The sequence below is a fragment of the Pseudoalteromonas sp. SWN166 genome (assembly GCF_015864485.1).
GTDB lineage: Bacteria > Pseudomonadota > Gammaproteobacteria > Enterobacterales > Alteromonadaceae > Pseudoalteromonas.
In genome coordinates this window covers 77,507-94,556 of record NZ_JADYXB010000013.1, presented here as the reverse complement: position 1 = coordinate 94,556, position 17,050 = coordinate 77,507, and the positions used below count along the sequence as shown (strand labels likewise).

At 38.6% G+C, this 17,050-nt stretch carries 16 protein-coding genes; 7 read left to right on the top strand and 9 right to left on the bottom strand.

What is annotated here, in order from left to right; translation table 11 throughout:
• Positions 1-65: 65 nt before the first annotated feature.
• From I6F49_RS10180 to dnaK, 7 genes are all read right to left on the bottom strand, one after another.
• Positions 66-329, bottom strand: a complete 264-nt coding sequence (locus tag I6F49_RS10180) for a CBU_0592 family membrane protein (RefSeq protein ID WP_166420050.1) — start codon at positions 327-329, stop codon at positions 66-68.
• Positions 330-491: 162 nt separating this feature from the next.
• The gene (locus I6F49_RS10175) at positions 492-743 is read right to left on the bottom strand and encodes a hypothetical protein (protein WP_024598562.1); all 252 of its coding nucleotides are present in this window, start codon (positions 741-743) and stop codon (positions 492-494) included.
• A 143-nt stretch (positions 744-886) separates the two neighbouring features.
• Positions 887-1,255, bottom strand: a complete 369-nt coding sequence (locus I6F49_RS10170; protein WP_166420049.1) for a response regulator — start codon at positions 1,253-1,255, stop codon at positions 887-889.
• A gap of 92 nt (positions 1,256-1,347) precedes the next feature.
• On the bottom strand, positions 1,348-1,752 hold the full coding sequence (locus I6F49_RS10165; RefSeq protein ID WP_166420048.1) for a DUF1761 domain-containing protein: 405 nt from the start codon (positions 1,750-1,752) through the stop codon (positions 1,348-1,350).
• Between the two features lie 150 nt (positions 1,753-1,902).
• A complete protein-coding gene (ybaK, locus tag I6F49_RS10160) occupies positions 1,903-2,364 on the bottom strand; it encodes a Cys-tRNA(Pro) deacylase (protein WP_197180224.1) in 462 nt (153 codons plus the stop codon).
• 101 nt (positions 2,365-2,465) lie between these two features.
• Positions 2,466-3,605 carry a molecular chaperone DnaJ gene (gene dnaJ / locus I6F49_RS10155; protein ID WP_166420074.1) on the bottom strand — a complete coding sequence of 380 codons (1,140 nt, stop codon included), beginning with the start codon at positions 3,603-3,605 and terminating at the stop codon, positions 2,466-2,468.
• A gap of 202 nt (positions 3,606-3,807) precedes the next feature.
• Positions 3,808-5,724: a molecular chaperone DnaK gene (dnaK, locus tag I6F49_RS10150; protein WP_166420046.1), complete on the bottom strand. Its 1,917-nt coding sequence runs from the start codon at positions 5,722-5,724 to the stop codon at positions 3,808-3,810.
• Between the two features lie 241 nt (positions 5,725-5,965).
• Between dnaK and I6F49_RS10145 the strand changes: the two genes are divergently transcribed.
• The 5 genes from I6F49_RS10145 (at position 5,966) to I6F49_RS10125 (ending at position 12,229) form a co-directional block, all read left to right on the top strand.
• A complete protein-coding gene (locus tag I6F49_RS10145; RefSeq protein ID WP_197180223.1) occupies positions 5,966-6,781 on the top strand; it encodes a thioesterase family protein in 816 nt (271 codons plus the stop codon).
• Between the two features lie 181 nt (positions 6,782-6,962).
• Positions 6,963-8,129: a paraquat-inducible protein A gene (locus I6F49_RS10140; RefSeq protein WP_231615073.1), complete on the top strand. Its 1,167-nt coding sequence runs from the start codon at positions 6,963-6,965 to the stop codon at positions 8,127-8,129.
• The gene (gene pqiB / locus I6F49_RS10135) at positions 8,126-9,781 is read left to right on the top strand and encodes an intermembrane transport protein PqiB (protein WP_197180222.1); all 1,656 of its coding nucleotides are present in this window, start codon (positions 8,126-8,128) and stop codon (positions 9,779-9,781) included. Before I6F49_RS10140 ends, pqiB begins: the two co-directional genes overlap by 4 nt.
• Positions 9,781-10,389 carry a PqiC family protein gene (locus tag I6F49_RS10130; protein WP_197180221.1) on the top strand — a complete coding sequence of 203 codons (609 nt, stop codon included), beginning with the start codon at positions 9,781-9,783 and terminating at the stop codon, positions 10,387-10,389. Before pqiB ends, I6F49_RS10130 begins: the two co-directional genes overlap by 1 nt.
• A 457-nt stretch (positions 10,390-10,846) precedes the next feature.
• Positions 10,847-12,229 (top strand): Na+/H+ antiporter NhaC family protein, encoded by a 1,383-nt coding sequence (locus tag I6F49_RS10125; protein ID WP_197180220.1) that lies wholly within the window; start codon positions 10,847-10,849, stop codon positions 12,227-12,229.
• A 57-nt stretch (positions 12,230-12,286) separates the two neighbouring features.
• On the opposite strand, the gene I6F49_RS10120 is transcribed toward I6F49_RS10125, so the two are convergent.
• Positions 12,287-15,169: an insulinase family protein gene (locus I6F49_RS10120; RefSeq protein ID WP_197180219.1), complete on the bottom strand. Its 2,883-nt coding sequence runs from the start codon at positions 15,167-15,169 to the stop codon at positions 12,287-12,289.
• A 239-nt stretch (positions 15,170-15,408) separates the two neighbouring features.
• On the opposite strand from I6F49_RS10120, the gene I6F49_RS10115 reads away from it, so the two are divergent.
• The gene (locus I6F49_RS10115; protein WP_197180216.1) at positions 15,409-15,825 is read left to right on the top strand and encodes an MAPEG family protein; all 417 of its coding nucleotides are present in this window, start codon (positions 15,409-15,411) and stop codon (positions 15,823-15,825) included.
• A gap of 63 nt (positions 15,826-15,888) precedes the next feature.
• Here the strand turns inward: I6F49_RS10115 and I6F49_RS10110 are convergent, their stop codons facing one another.
• On the bottom strand, positions 15,889-16,638 hold the full coding sequence (locus I6F49_RS10110; protein ID WP_197180214.1) for a peptidylprolyl isomerase: 750 nt from the start codon (positions 16,636-16,638) through the stop codon (positions 15,889-15,891).
• 240 nt (positions 16,639-16,878) lie between these two features.
• On the opposite strand from I6F49_RS10110, the gene I6F49_RS10105 reads away from it, so the two are divergent.
• Positions 16,879-17,049, top strand: a complete 171-nt coding sequence (locus I6F49_RS10105; RefSeq protein ID WP_165741117.1) for a hypothetical protein — start codon at positions 16,879-16,881, stop codon at positions 17,047-17,049.
• Position 17,050 lies beyond the last annotated feature (1 nt).

Genomic DNA, 17,050 nt, shown 5'->3' with positions numbered 1-17,050 from the left:
AGCAAAAAACACCGCAAACAGTTATGTTTGCAGTGCCTAAGATGTAGAACAAAATTAATACTTTATTAATTTGTAGCTAAAGTTGATCTGTTTTTTAAGTATTTGTATAAACCGATTAATGATGCGGCTATCCAAAATATTTCAATCACAAAGCTTGCTAAATTAAAGTTATAGCAAAGGCTAATTAACAATAAAATCGCCCCTGTTAAATTCATCATATTATACGTTAGGCTAGCTGGAGACGTTTTACCTAGCTGCAGTAAGAAAAATGAACCAACTACTAAAAAAGTACCTGTCATGCCTATGATGTCAAATAAGAGTGCTATCACGAAACTATCCTTTATCCATTTTTAAAATAACCCAATAAACTGGCCCAATCCATGGGGAGGGTGTTTTTTCATTCATTGAAACAGCAAACCGAGCGATTCTATCAATATGGTAAATTCTAACAAGGCCATATGTCCGTATGGAGAAGGCTTTACTTCAAAACTTTATTTAAACGTTACTTTTCCGCCGATAATTTTATAGGCTGGTGCACCACGAATAATAGCTTCTCGGGCAAATGGACGGCTACAGTTAGGGCAAATACATGGCTCACTTGTAAAGTCTTGACTAATACGCTCTTTAAAACACTTAACTAATGCCCCTTTCCCTCCTTTTCGGTATTTAAATAACGAAGCTTTACAGGCTGAGCAAAAAATATCGACCGTTTTAGTAGGGCCTTTTTTATTGGGTTTTGCCATTACGTCCTACTGGATTATAAAAAGTAATTAACTATGATATCAGTTTAGATAGGTAAAGGTTACAACAGGAACTTAGAATTTTTATGCGGTATGTTTATTGAGAATAAGCTCATAATAGTTTTGTGGCTATAAATAAATACAGCCTAATCTTTAAAAAAGAAGCGGTTTAATTGAGATGATAATACATTCATATTAAAAGGTTTAATTATAAACCCCGACACTTTAGCTGCAATAACTTGCTTAACTTTATCTGTACCATCTTCACAGGTGACCATCAATACAGGAATATCAGCAAGAGCTTCATCTTTTCTAATATTTGCGAGTAAATCAACACCATTCATTTTTGGCATATGGAGGTCTGTAATAACCAAATCAAAATGCTGATTGTGTAAAAAAGCCAAAGCTTGCAATCCATCAGTGGCTTCAACGATATTGCTATACTCTAGTTTTCTCAACATATTAATTAATACATGACGCATAAGCGGCATATCATCAACAACTAATATTTTCATTAATACCTTTACCAATCATGTAAATGGAGATTATATAAAACTACTCTACTCGTAGATAAGAATCAAATTAGGCGTTAATGGTTATTAAAATTTTACGGCCATAGCCCTAAAATAAGCCCCATTAACGAAAACTGTAAAATGTGATACCCCCCGTTAATTAAAAAAAGCTTTAAAGGACGTTGCTCAAATATATAACTTAATCCTAATGAACTGCCAATCCAAAAAAAGCCGATAATAAAGCCAGTCCCTATACTTTCACCTAAGCTTGCGTCTTTACCTAAAAAAAGAGACAGCATTAAAGCCGCTATAAACACTAAAAAAAAGCTGCCGCCAAATATCAACTTAGGATTAGCCGACTGCAAATCTTGGTCGGTTAAGCCAATACTTTCTAGCCATGCATTTTTAAATAAAGCTTTTGAGTACCATACACCGCCAAGCATAAAAGATGAAAGTGCAGCTACAAGTATTGCAAAATAATCAACATCTAAAAGGTTCATACAAACAGCCGTATACAAAAGTATAATACCGTTTAGTATTAAATATTAACGGTATAAAGATACTCTAAATGTAGCTACAAATAGGGGATTGAGCAAATGGCTTAACTTGAATTAATTACCTGTACAGAAGGTAATTATACAAAATAAAGTCTATAAATCGCCAAATTTAGCGTTAGTCAATACAGCCAAATCAGTTGGTGAGAGTGCAATTTCTAAGCCTCGTTTTCCGGCGCTCACATAAATAGTGCTAAACAGTGAAGCACTACTATGAATAAACGTAGTTAGACGTTTTTTTTGCCCAAGAGGACTTACTCCACCTAAAATATAACCCGTGCTAGTTTGGACTTTTTGTGGGGCAGCCATCACTACTTTTTTAGTACCACATAATTTTGCTAGCTGTTTTAAGTTAACTTGTTGAGAAACAGGGGTGACAGCAACAATTAGTTGGCCTTCGTGCGTTTCAAGAACGAGAGTTTTATATACCTGAGCACTATCTAAATTTAACTTTTCAACGGCTTCAAGCCCATAATGGCTATTACTTGTATCGTGTTCATAGCTGAGCACTTCAAAGGGAATTTTTTGTTTTTTTAATAGTTCGATTGCTGGTGTCATAATCATTTATCATATTGCTGAATTAATATTAAAGTAGCACAATTTTAAGCAAAAAAAACGGCGCTAAAATAGCGCCGTTTTATTAATAACTAAACGTAAATTTATTTAGTTAAGTCATCAAAAAACTTTTTAACACCGTCAAAAAAGCCTTGCTCTTTAGGTCGGTTTTTTGAGCTGTCTGTGCCCATGCTTTCATCTAACTCTGTTAATAGTTCACGTTGACGCTCATTCAAATTAACTGGCGTTTCGATTACTACCTTACAAATTAGATCGCCCTGAGCGCCGCTGCGTACAGACTTAACACCCTTGCCACGCATACGGAACATTTTGCCTGTTTGCGTTTCAGAAGGTATTTTAAGTTTTGCACGGCCATCAAGTGTTGGCACTTGAATTTCGCCACCCAAACCTGCTGTCGTAAAGCTAATTGGTACTTCACAGTATAAATTGTTTGCTTCACGTACAAATATTTCATGCTCGCGAACCGATACTTGCACGTACAAGTCGCCTGATGGCGCGCCGTGCATTCCTGCTTCGCCTTCACCTGTTAAGCGGATACGATCGCCTGTATCAACGCCAGCTGGAATTTTAACTGAAAGCGTTTTAGTTTTTTCTACGCGGCCTTGACCGTGACATTTATTACAAGGATCTGAAATAATCTGACCTTGTCCCTGACACGTTGGACACGTTTGTTGTACAGCAAAGAAACCTTGGCGCATTTGCACTTGGCCAGCACCATGACACGTTGTACATGTTTTAGGTTTAGAACCCGCTTTAGCACCGCTGCCATCACACGGCTCACAGCCAACCCATGTAGGTACTTTAATTTCAACTTCTTTACCACGAACCGCTTCTTCTAAGCTTAAATCCATGTTGTAACGTAAATCAGATCCTCGTTGCTGACGAGATTGACGTCGGCCACCGCCGCCACCAAAAATATCACCAAACACGTCGCCAAATACATCACCAAAGTCGCCATGGCCGCCACCAAAACCACCGTGACCACCGCCGCCACCTTGTTCAAATGCTGCGTGACCATGTTGGTCATACATTTGACGTTTTTGGCTATCAGTTAAAATTTCGTACGCTTCTTTAACTTCTTTAAACTTTGTTTCGAGATCTTTATCGCCTGCGGTACGATCTGGATGATATTTCATCGCTAAGCGTTTATACGCCTTTTTTATGTCTCGCTCACTCGCATCTTTGCTTACGCCGAGGACTTCGTAATAATCGCGTTTTGACATATCTATCACACTACTCTTTTCTGTTTGCAGCATAAGCTGCAGGATAAACCGATAAATCGCATCGATTTATCATTGAATTTTTGAACCTTAAACACATGCAAAAGGCGCGACAAGCTATTGCTCGCGCGCCTCAATTGTTCATCCTAACCTAAACAACTAACGTAGTTAAGTGTTTTTGGTTAGCGAGAAGCGGTAGCAACAATTACTTGTCGTCTTTCACTTCTTCGAACTCTGCATCAACAACGTCGTCGTCTTGCTTAGCTGATTGCTGTTGCTCGCCTGCATCTGCTGAACCTTGCTGTGCTTTCGCTTGGGCAATTTCCATCAGTTTTTGAGACTTTTCAGCAAGAGCTTGAGTTTTAGCTTCAATCTCTTCTTTATTGTCGCTCTTAATTGCAGCTTCTAAATCTACAACAGCAGCTTCAATCGCTTCTTTATCTTCGCTTGGTAATGCATCGCCAGCTTCTTCAATTTGCTTACGAGTACCGTGAACTAAAGCATCAGCTTGGTTACGAGCAGCTACAAGTTCTTCAAACTTTTTATCGTCCTCAGCATGTGCTTCTGCATCACGAACCATTTTTTCAACTTCTTCATCGCTTAAGCCAGAAGATGCTTGAATCGTAATTTTTTGCTCTTTACCTGTATCTTTATCTTTAGCAGATACATGTAAGATACCATCAGCATCAACATCAAATGTTACTTCAATTTGCGGTGTACCACGTTGTGCTGGGCGAATACCTTCTAGGTTAAATTGACCTAAAGATTTATTATCGCTTGAACGTTTACGCTCACCTTGTAACACGTGAATTGTTACAGCAGATTGGTTGTCTTCAGCTGTTGAGAATGTTTGCGATTTCTTAGTAGGAATCGTCGTATTTTTCTCAATCAATGCAGTCATTACTGAACCCATTGTCTCGATACCTAGAGATAATGGAGAAACGTCTAGTAAAAGTACATCTTTAACATCACCCGCTAATACACCACCTTGAATCGCTGCGCCTACTGCAACTGCTTCATCAGGGTTAACATCTTTACGTGGCTCTTTACCGAAGAAATCAGCAACCGTTTTTTGTACTAAAGGCATACGTGTTTGGCCACCAACAAGGATAATGTCGTTGATGTCGCTTACTGATAAATCAGCATCAGCAAGTGCACGTTTAAGCGGCTCTAGAGACTTCATTACTAAATCTTCAACTAGTGACTCAAGCTTAGCGCGTGTTAGTTTCACGTTCATGTGCTTAGGACCAGATGCATCAGCAGTTACATACGGAAGATTTACTTCAGTAGACTGTGCAGATGAAAGTTCTATTTTAGCTTTTTCAGCAGCTTCTTTAACACGTTGCATTGCAAGAGGATCAGTTTTTAAGTCTAAGCCTTGATCTTTCTTGAATTCAGCTACTAAGTAGTTGATTACGCGGTTATCGAAATCTTCACCACCTAAGTGAGTGTCGCCGTTTGTAGCAAGTACTTCAAAAGTGTGCTCGCCTTCAACTTCATCAATCTCAATGATTGATAAATCGAAAGTACCGCCACCTAAGTCATATACTGCAACTACGTTTTCGCCACGGTTTTTATCCATACCGTAAGCAAGTGCCGCAGCAGTTGGCTCATTAATAATACGTTTAACTTCAAGACCCGCAATACGACCCGCATCTTTAGTTGCTTGACGTTGTGAATCGTTAAAGTATGCAGGTACTGTGATTACGGCTTCAGTTACTTCTTCACCTAAGAAGTCTTCAGCTGTTTTCTTCATTTTTTTCAGTACTTCAGCAGAAATTTGTGGTGCAGCGCGTTTTTCGCCGCCCGCTTCTACCCATGCATCGCCGTTGTCAGCTTTAACAATTTTAAACGGCATGATGCCGATATCGCGTTGTACTTCTTCGTCTTCAAAACGACGACCAATTAAACGCTTGATTGCAAATAATGTGTTTGTCGGGTTAGTAACCGCTTGACGTTTAGCTGATTGACCAACTAATGTTTCACCGTCTTGCGTATAAGCAATAATAGACGGGGTTGTGCGATCGCCTTCAGCGTTTTCAATAACACGTGCTTTGCCACCATCAAGTACTGCAACACAAGAGTTTGTAGTACCTAAATCGATTCCGATAATTTTACCCATGAAACTTCTCCAACTTCAATATTCGTTAATACGTTCGATGACTTAGTTAATAGGGATGCTGCAAACTTAATTCAACTGTAAAAATGAAAAAAAATTCATTTTTTGTGATTTATTTACAAAATAACCCTAATAATTGTAAGGAATGGTGATTTTTACACCGCCAGAGAGGTTTTTAATTACTGGTCTGACTAGTTGGGTTGTGTTATAAATTTATTAAATCGCACTTTAAAAGGACATCCACATGCATTTTGAGCAATTACTTCAACAAGCCGCAAATCTTGGAAATTCAGATAATATCGAACAATCAACTAGCACCATGCAATTTCCAGAAAATTGGTGCCAAGGCAGAACCGCGTTTGGTGGCCTTTCTGCTGCATTACTTTATCAAGCAATTAGAGGTAAGGTAACGGATGATCGTCGCTTACTCTCTCTCAGTACTAATTTTGTAGGGCCATTACTGGCCGATACTCCTTTTTCATTGTCGGTTGAAATACTACGCCAAGGTAAAAGTAGTACACAGGTATTAGCCAAAGCGATTCAAAATGAACAAGTATGTGTAATAGTACAAGCGTGTTTTGCAAAAAGCAGAGACTCGGGCATTAATGTGCCTGTTTCAAAGTCATTGGGCTTAAAGCCGGTAGATGCGCGTCATACATTACCTTTTATAAAAGGTCAGATGCCTGAGTTTTTTCAGCATGTTGATTTATGCCCCCAACAAGGTGGTATGCCATTTAGTAGTGCAGAAACGTCTCACCTAGGTGGTTGGATGCGCTTTAAGCATACGCCAGAGCAAATAACAGAGGCACATGTTATTGCACTTACCGATGCATGGCCGCCAACCCTCTTACAAATGTTCAAACAACCTGCGCCGGCAAGTAGCATGTCGTGGTATTTAGAGTTTGTACAAGAGCCGAACTTAACTCCCGGCGAATGGCTAGGCTTTGAAGCAATTACACATCATTCAAAAGATGGTTACGGTTTAGAAGATGGCTGTATATGGTCGCAGTCGGGTGAGTTAATAGCCCTTACACGCCAAACAGTGGCGTTATTTGATTAAAAACACGGCCAAACAATATTAAATTGTTTGGCCATTAAATGCTTATTAGCTGTTCGCGTTGTATTAATGCATTAAATATTGCAAAATTGGAGAAATATTCTTCATGCTTGGTATTAAATTGCAAACTGTATGCCCCTGCTGCGATCTGATCATAGATATACCTCGCATAATCGCAAAACAAATGGCGATATGCCCGCACTGCCACCACAAACTTTGCGAAGCTGATGTTAATCACGACAGCCGAATTGTTGCACTGAGTTTTAGTGCCCTACTCATGCTACTTAGTAGTATGTTTTATCCTTTTATTTCTTTTAGCAGTAGTGGTATTACTCAAACAATTACTCTGCCCGATGCTGCCCGTATTTTATTTAATTACGACAGTGAACTGCTTGGCTTATTTATCGATTTGAGCATTATTGCTCTGCCTATGGGTTTGCTTCTTATTTTAATTCCTTTGCATCTTGGGGTATTAAAAACATTACCAGAAGGGATTGCAAGGCGACTACTAAAGTTCACCCTTGCGTTAGAGCCCTGGATTATGTCGGAAATATTTTTAATCGGTGTACTGGTTAGTATGGTTAAAATCATGTCGCTGGCTGATATTAGTTTTGGTACTAGCTTTTGGGCTTATGTGGGGTTTGTTATTTTATATATAGCGGCGCTTGTTCACTTAAACCGCCCACGCTTGTGGGCTCAAATAAAGCCTGTAAAAATACTCGAAGGCGCAGAGCATGCTAAACGTGCAATAGATGAAAATATTAAAGCCTGCCATGTGTGCCATCAACTTTGTACGGGTAATATTTGTCAGCGTTGTCATACTAAAACACACGTCAGAAACCCTTATAGCGTACAAAAAGCAGCAGCTTGGCTAATTACTTCTGTTGTTTGTTATATCCCTGCTAATATTTTACCTATTATGCACACCACTAGCCTTGGGGATGAATCACCTTCGACTTTAATTGGTGGCGTAATTACACTTTGGAAAAGTGGCTCCTACCCTATTGCTGCTATTATCTTTTTAGCCAGCGTAGTGGTGCCACTTGCTAAAGCTTTTGTGTTGAGCTTTTTATGCTTTATGGTAACCAGGCCTGCAAACAGACACACTAAAAGTTATACACGAATTTATCAACTGACAGAGTTTATTGGCAAATGGTCGATGATAGATGTATTTGTGGTGGCAATTTTAGTTGCCTTAGTTCAATTGGGTAATTTAATGTCAGTAACACCAGGATTAGGCATTGTATTTTTTACAGTTATGGTAATATGCCAAATGATGGCTGCCCATGCCTTTGACCCACGTTTATTGTGGGATTCACCCAAAAATAAAAAATCAGAGAACAAAGCATGACCGAAACTGCCGAAATAACAAAAGAACCGAAAATTTCCGCTATCTGGATTATTCCGGCAATTGCGCTGTTAGTAGGCATGTGGATGCTATACCAATACCAAGCTAATAAAGGCCCTACTATTTTTATCGAAATGCCACAAGCCGAAGGCATTATTGCAGGTAAAACTGAAATAAAAGTACGTAGCGTAAAAATAGGCCAAATTGATCATGTTCGACTATCAGATACCCAAGACAGCGTTATTGCTCGAGCGCAAATAGACAAAAACTACAATAACTTGTTAACTGATGATGCGAAAATTTGGGTCGTAAAACCACGCATTGATGAAACGGGTATTAGCGGAATGAGCACGCTATTGTCTGGTGTATATTTAGAGTTTTCGCCAGGTGAAAGTAAAGAATTAAAAGAGCGCTTTCAATTACAAGATGAACCCGCCCTTATTGGTAAAGATGTAAAAGGCGGCCGTTTTAAATTAATGAGCTACAGCGCTGAAGTACTTGATGTAAGTACCGGTATATTTTTCAAAAACTACAAAATAGGTCAAATAGAAACCGCCACTTTTGATTGGGAAAACCAAGCAATGAAGTACGGCGTATTTATTAAAGAACCATATCAAAACCTCATCACCAAGAACTCTATTTTTTGGGTAAATGCAGGAATAGAAATTGACCTGTCTGCCGATGGCATAAATATTAATACAGGTTCTTTAAGCAAGCTTTTAAAAGGCGGTATTTCGGTTGGCTTACCTGAGCAACAAGCCCCTGGCGATATAGCTGATGATGGGTATAGCTTTTCACTAAGTCAAAGTTACAAAGAAGCACTTGAGGAGCGTTTTTACGATTTTGATTACTACCTAATTGAGTTTGAACAATCAATTAGAGGGTTACGCCCAGGTGCTCCAGTAGAGTATAGAGGTATGCGCGTAGGTACAGTGGTAGAAGCCCCAGCCAATGTAATTATTGACGGTAAACCTGCACACTTTAGAAATAACAGCACCGCTGTGCCAGTATTAATAAAAGTTGAATACGGACGCTTGTATCACGATAGCGCTTCAGCTAAGGAGTATTGGCAAGGCAGTTTAAAAGGCTGGATTGAAAGTGGTATGCGTGCGTCGTTAAAGCCAGGTAATTTATTAACAGGTGCTGTGTATGTTGATTTTGATATATACCCCGATGCACCACAAACGCAACTAGGTAAACTTGTACAGTATGATGTTTTTCCGAGTATTTCTAGCGGCATAACCGTATTGGCAGACCAAGTCTCTGACGTACTTAATAAAGTAAATAACTTAAAAGTTGAAGATAGCTTAGAACAAATGCAAGCCACATTTACCGATTACCGAGCGCTTGCTAATGAAATGCGAGAGTTGCTAAGCCAAAAAGATACACAAAACTTACCGGGTGACTTTAACCGTAACTTTGAAAAGATGACAAAAAGTATGGAGCAATTTGAAGTAACCATGCGCCAATTTGATAAAACCATGGCCAGTTATCAAGCAGGCTCTGAGCTTCATCATCAAATACAGCAAACATTAAAAGAATTTAAACGTTTAAGTGAAGGCCTACAGCCACTTACTCGCGGTTTGAACGAGCAACCTAATATGCTAATTTTTGATAAATCATTACCAGCAGATCCAAAACCAAGGAAGCAATAATGAAATCGTTATTTTTAACTACAAGTTTATTATTACTATTGGCAGGTTGTAGCTCATCAATACAAACTGCCACACAATATTATCAGTTTGAGCAACCTATAGGTGCATCGTCTCGAAACGTTGCTGATACAGATGCGCAACTAAGAATACAAACTGTTGTACTTAGAGGCGCTTTAAATAATTTGGGCATCGCTATGAAAATAGATAGCAACCAAATACATGCTGCTAATTACAACTTGTGGGGCGAATCGCCGGATGTAATGCTCACTGCAACAGCCCAGCAAACACTTTTTAATGCTATGCCTAACTGGATGGTAATAAAGGGCTTACCGGTCATTACTGAACTCGATCAACAAACTTTTTATGAGCTTGAATACGAAATACATCACTTTAATGGCGATATGAAAGGCAATGCCGATATTTCGGGGCTTTGGCGTTTGTATTATACACATCCAGAAACCGGACGACGCCTAATAAGTATTCATAACTTTTCAAACGTAGTAGCTATTGATGATGACGGCTACGATGGTTTAGTTTCAACGCTTGAAGCAACATGGCTCAATATAAACCTAAATGTTGCAAAACAAATAGAACAAGCAAGACTCTAATCATTGAGTAAAAACACAAGCACGGCGGTTTTATCATCAATTACCGCCGTACCTTTCGCTTAAAACTCTTTCTTTAATAATTTTCATCCTGCTCAACACTCCGCGCCACAAAAAAGTGAGCCATATGAATCACACTATTAAAGCCGCCTCTAATAAATTTTATCAATCATGTGTTTTTTTGTTGACTGAAATACAAAAGCAGATTATTTTTGCGCCGATGTTTTTACAGGCACAACAATAGCGGTTTGCACTCCTTGCACCGTCTGGCGCCAAAGCCAACGCGTTTCACTTAAGCTGCTATTTAACATAACTGTTTATGTGTCCCTCCCTCGCGTACAAAAGCAGTGACTTGGAAGATGATTTAACAACAAACTTATCATCTTCTTTGTTTTTGTATAAGCAGCTTAAAATTAATACTTTAATTTTTATGCATGCTTTTAATTTTGTGAATACTTAAATGCTTGAACCTTCTGCGATAAGTTTACTGCCTCCATTAGTGGTGGTTGTATTGGCTGTTGTATTACGCCGCCCTATTTTATCTTTACTTATTGGTGCGTTAGTTGGTTTAGTTATAGCCGACCCTGCACAGGTACTTAATAACTTTGCGAGTACATCGCTAAAAGTGATGACAGACGAAACCATCGGCTGGCTAATACTTGTATGTGGTGGTTTTGGTGCTCTTATCGCGCTATTAGTACGTACAGGTGGCGCGTCGGCTTTTGGTAAGTTAGCCCTTAAATACACCAAAGGTAAGCGTTCATCTTTGTTTATGACCTTTTGCTTGGGTGTGGTTATTTTTATTGATGACTACTTAAATGCGCTTACCGTGGGTGAAACCATGAAACGCATTACCGATAAATTTAAAGTTAGCCGCGAAATGCTTGCCTATGTTGTTGACTCGACTGCTGCACCAATTTGTGTACTTGTCCCTTTATCTACCTGGGCGGTATTTTTTGGTGGCTTATTGGTAGATAACGGTATTGCTGAAGAAGGCAAAGGTATTGCTGTTTATATTCAAGCTATTCCGTACATGTTTTACGCGTGGTTTGCAGTGCTTGTTGTTTTACTTGTTGTGTTGGGTGTTATTCCTGCGATTGGTCCAATGAAAAAAGCAGAACAAATGGCGCAAATTGAGCAAGCTCAAGTCGATCCAGCTCAATACAATGACGTTCAAACAGCAGATGAATACGCAGTAAAAGCAGCTGAAGAAAACTTTGAAGATGCCGATCCTAAAGGTAAATTACGTAATTTTTTAGTGCCTATTATTTTACTCGTCGCATTTACTGTTTACTTTGAAATAGACGTATACAAAGGCTTACTAGCAACAATGGCGGTGACTCTCCCGTTTTATGCGCTACAAAAATTAATGAGCGTAAGTGAAATGATTGAGCGCATGCTTGATGGTTTTAAAAGTATGATCCCCGCTATTGGCACTGTTATAGCGGCGTTTATATTCAAAGACGTATGCGACTTAATTGGTTTGCCTCAGTTTGTTATTGGTAGCTTAAGCCCTTATATGACCGCTGGATACTTACCGGCTGTGGTGTTTATTTCAATGGCTATTTTAGCGTTTGCAACGGGTTCGAGTTGGGGTATTTTTGCTGTATCAATTCCGATTGTTATGCCACTGGCAAATGCGGTTGATGCTAACATCCCCTTGGTAATTGGTGCGCTATTATCAGCTTCTTCTTTTGGTAGCCAAGCGTGCTTTTACTCAGATTCAACGGTGCTCGCAGCGCAAGGTTCTGGTTGTAATTTAATGAGCCATGCCGTTACACAATTGCCATATACACTGATTGCTGCGGCATTAGCTGTTATAGGCTTTTTAATAATGGCTTAAATAAAAACCCCAATGTAGCAATACATTGGGGTTTATTTTTAGCTGTATAAATAAAGCTTACTTTTGTAGTTTGATACCATTGTAATAGGCATCAAGCGTTGTGATTTTTGTTTGATTAGGTAAATCAGCAAAGTCACTTTCTATAAACTTAGTCCCGCGTAACTGCACATTTAAACGTGCTGCATTAGGGTTAAGCATTGTTTGCTTGTAGTAATCTTTTATATCAGCGAGCGTTACTTTTTCAACTTCATCAATCAGCTTTTGCTTAGAATCAAAGGTAAAGTTTTCACGGTACCAATCGCTTATAAGTGGGCTCATTTCGTCGCTTAAGTTTTTAGGCTGCTCTTTGAGTGATACAAGGGTTGAGTTTTTAAGTTGCTCAAACGTCTCTTCACTCATGTTATCAAGCTCAACAGCATATTCTTTTTTAAACTTATCGAAACGATTTTGAATTTCTTTAGGGCCTTTAACTGGTGTTTGTATAAACAAACCAATTGCCGAATAATCTTCAATTGGGCGAGCCAATGCACCTACTGCATAAGCAAGCTGCTCCTCAGTACGCATTTTATCAAACGCAACTGTTCTAAAGTGGCTTTGTAATACTGCCGCCTGTGCTTTTTGTTTATAGCCAGCAATTGGATGAACCGTCATATCAACCACAGCTACGTCAGCTACATCAATATCTTTTTGCAGTACCAGCGTTTCACCTGGTTGTGGTAACCATGCTTTACTACGTGCAAATTCAGTACGTGTATGATTACTTGGTAGTGTTGCGCTTAGCTCTTCTGCAATTGCGTTAATATCTTGTTGGTTGTAGTTACCGTAACTAAATACGCGTAAATCATTTTGTGCAAACGTAGCTGTTTTTAATTGTGCTAAGTCGGCAACACTCAGTGAGTCAGCGGCTTTAATAAGCGCATCTGTATCAAAACCACCTGTACGCGTTAGTTTTGAATATTCACCAAATGCTTGTGCATAAGGAAACTGTTTTTGTTGGTTTAGTAAATTACGTTTAAAGCGATCAACAGCTTGGCTAAATGCTTGTGCTGTTTCATCGGCTTTTAATCCGGTTAAAGCTTGTTTAAGTAATACATCTTGTTTATCTGTAAAACCACTCATAGATAAAACAAGGCCGTTACTCGGTGCAAGGCTTACGCTCATACCAGCGATTGCCGCTTCGGTACTTAACTGACTTTGTTGAATGTTATATAAATCAGCCCAAACAGAGTATAAAACTTCTGCTTTAATGTCGTTCAAACCCGGTTGGGTATTTATATATACTTCAACAAGCCCTTTGGGTTGCTCTGCAAATTTTTGACTCGCTTGGCGCCATACTTTTACACCATTTTTATCGTAAGCAAGCTCAGGGTGTTTTTGCTCTTTAAAAGCTTGGGTTTTTATTGCAAAGTTTTCAGGTAATAAATTGTTTACAGTTGGTAATGCTAGCTTAAACTCGCTTGGCTTTTTCCAGCTGGCAATTTCATCATCGCTAATATCACTAATGCGGTACTTGCCGTCGTAAAAGTGTAGTTGCGAGTCTGTTTCTTCTTGCTGTGACACATACCAAATACGAAGAGTATCGGCATTTAACTGCTCAAGTACATTGTTTACAGCATCTGCATCAAACTTTGCATAATAATAAGGTGCGTTAATAGCGTGATTTAACGGATAGTCTTGCATGCTTTGTGTAAGCGAGCTTACATAATTAAACTCATCACCTTTTTCTAAAAACTTAAACTGGTTATTTAGTGATGTACGAATTTCGTTGAAGTACTTGCTATCAACGCCTTCTTTTTTAATTAAATCGATGTACTGCATAATAGTCGCAACTATTTCGTCACGATTTTTCATGCCTTCATCTGTAAGCTCTGCGTTTACGTTTAATGACCCGTAGTTACCATATTGATTTGGTGCAGCTGAAGCCGAAAGCTGAGACACCCACCCTTTGTCGCGAAGCAGTTGCGCTGGGCTGCCCGGCATTTCATTACTTAGTAAATATGCTACAAACCGATTTGGTTTAAGCGCGAATTCGCTATTATTATTAGCAATGGTGAAATCAAGTTGTAGCTGTTTTACATCTTCATTTGGCGCATAAAACACGCGTTTTCCGCCAGCGTTATCAAAATCAAGTTTTGCAGTTACTGTTGGTTTTTCGATGTTTTTATTTTTTATATCAGCAAAGTATTTTTGCGCTTTTTGCTCCATTTCTGCAATCGATAAATTAGAAATAAGCGCTACTTTCATAATATTTGAAGAGTAATATTTATTATAAAAATCAACCGTTTCTTTGTGAAGAGAACTGTTTTCTTTATCGCCAAGGGTTTCTAGGTTACCAATTAAAAAGCGATTAGCGGGGTGATCGCCCATCATTTTACGTGCTAATTTAAACTGACCAAAAAAGTCCATTTCTCGGCGCATTGACCATTCAGCATTTACAGCATTTTTTTCTTTGTCTGTGTACTCTGGGTATAACTTAGGCGCTTTAAAAAAATCAGAAAAACGATCTAGTCCTTCATCAAACGCGTCGTTATTAATTTTAAACATGTAATTAGTAATATCGAGCCACGTATACGCATTGTGCGCACCACCATTTTTGGTCATAAAATCAGAATACCCTTTTGTGTCTGGGTAACGATCTGTGCCTAAAAACAGCATGTGCTCTAAATAATGCGCCATACCTTGTTGCGACATCGGGTCGTGCAGTAAACCAACACCTACGCTTAATGCCGCTGCTGATTTTTCAGCGCTCGGATCAGACACTAAAATAACTTCAATGTCGTTTGCTAATTTAAGTGTTTTATATTCGCGGTTATCGTTAGGGCTTACAACTAACGTATCTGATAATAAAGAGGCCTGAGGCGCCACAGAAACCGAAGCCGTATTTGAACAACCACTTAAAACTGCAAGTGCAATAGCACTAAAACCAATAATCTTTTTCATTTTTGTTTTCCATTAAAAAGTATTGCGCAAAATAGCATGCGCCAATTCAAAGCAATATAGTTAAGCTAAACTAACATTTTCAATTAATAACTTTCTACAAAATAACGTTATTTTGTGTAACACATTGTGAAAAATGTCTTCATAATCGGATATTAGTTGCGAGTCTACCAACCTTCCGTGATTAAAATTCACTCAATATAAAAATATACACAAACCCTAAATAATAATAAGGAAAAACGATGGAAAAAATCATCATACTTGCCATGTTTGCACAAGTTACCCTTTCACTGATTGTCATGCTCATTATGGGTAAAAGACGCTTTGCAGCAGCTAAAAACAAACAGCTAGATTTAAGCGATTTTAAAACAATGCAGTTAGATAAGGCTGGCGATACTATTAGGGTTGCAGATAGAAATTTTTCGAATCAGTTTGAAATACCTGTACTTTTTTACGCGGGATGTTTGCTTGCACTGCAACTAAATAGCGCCAGTACACTTGTGGCTATACTGGCCTGTTTATTTGTAATAACCCGTATTGTGCATAGTGTTATTCATTTAGGTGAAAATAACGTACGAGCACGTTTTAATGTGTTTTTATTGGGTTGTGTTTGTGTGTTTACAATTTGGCTGGCAATGGTTTGGCGAGTAATGCTTTAAACAGCTCATGCTAAGTAGTAATGTGAAAGGCAATTTACGCCTGCCACATTACTATTGATTAGATTATTTAGCACGTCTCAAGCGAGGAAGCACAAGTAAAAAAGCGCCTAAAAGCCACCCTAGCCCACCGCCAGAACTACTACCTGAGCTTATTGGTGCACCTGAGTCAATTAACGTATTTTCAGTTACAGTAAGGCCAGCAGCAGAATTCGGATCATCATCCATCACGGTTACACTTTGAATAGTTACTAAATTAGCACTGCTGAAGCTTACATCACTGCTTGAGCATTGCTCTGCGGTAATATCAACAACCGGCATATCGTTGCAATGAACCAGCGCCGCAATTTTATCCAAGGTTGACTGACTCGCAGCAGTAATTTGCCCAAACACAGTAAAACCGCCGTTTTGTGTATCTAGCGCTGCACTTCCTGCGCTGTTATTAGCCATATTAAAAAACCACTGGCTTGTAGCGCTATTTTCATTGCCTGATAACTTAGCCATTGCAATGGTGCCCTTAACATTAGAAAAAACGGGTTCATTTTCTACAGCAGGCTTTGTAGTAATCGCATCTAATGAATCAGAGTATGTAAATCCACCACCTTGAATAACAAAGTTACTCACAGAACGGTGAATCACAGTTTCGTTATATGAATCATCTTGAACATAACTTAAAAAATTTGCGACTGTTTTAGGTGTTTGTTGATCAAATAAGTTAATTTCTATGACACCTTGGCTCGTGTTCATTTCGATAATAGTGGCAGTACTTGTAAAACTTGCTGCAGCGAGTACTGAGCCAAGTAAGAGTTTTTTCATGTTACATCCTGTTGTTATATTTATTTAAATAATTGTTAATACAAGTAAGTTAATATTATTCAGTTAAAAAATCGATAATAAAAAGGTGATTGATACAAATTAGACCGCCTTGGTAACATTTAAATTACATTTTATATATTCTTTTTAGTTATAAAAATTAAAACAGCTAAAGCTAAATCATCTTACCTCTGTGTGTACTTTTGCTACTATCAACCAAAATAAAAAACACTGGTAATAATAATGTCAAACACACGACACACAATTTGCGACTTTGGTTTACACAGAGGCGAAGCTTACACAAAGCTACCTGCCAGCTTTTTAACATGGATGATTGCAGCAAACCATGAAAAATCTGAATATGCGAGTAAAGAGTTAAAGCGCAGAGAAACTGCTGCGACAAGCCGTAATTAAG